The organism is Acinetobacter sp. USHLN143 (assembly GCF_037145695.1).
In the GTDB taxonomy this organism is placed as follows: domain Bacteria; phylum Pseudomonadota; class Gammaproteobacteria; order Pseudomonadales; family Moraxellaceae; genus Acinetobacter; species Acinetobacter fasciculus.
Genome location: NZ_JBBCWZ010000306.1, coordinates 1 through 234, shown reverse-complemented (window position 1 = coordinate 234; position 234 = coordinate 1). Strand labels below are relative to the sequence as shown.

The following is a 234-nucleotide window of genomic DNA, read 5'->3' as shown; positions in this document are numbered from 1 at the left end:
AATGGCAAGTATCAGAAATATCTGCTTTAGCAGAATTACTCAAGGCACTTGCAACATGATCCGCATTGATGAAATCTGGCTTTCTACCCAACCTCTGGATATGCGAGCAGGGATGGATACTATCATGGCTCAGGTGGTGAGAGCCTTTGGCTACATCAAACCGCATTGTGCTTACCTGTTCTGTAATAAACGTGGCCATCGCATGAAAGTACTGGTGCATGATGGACTGGGGAT

At 45.7% G+C, this 234-nt stretch carries 1 protein-coding gene; it reads left to right on the top strand.

Features of this window, described 5'->3' with window-relative positions:
- Position 1: 1 nt before the first annotated feature.
- Positions 2–234: IS66 family insertion sequence element accessory protein TnpB (gene tnpB, locus WFH18_RS18645; RefSeq protein ID WP_442892507.1), on the top strand; the 233-nt coding region annotated here is incomplete at its 3' end.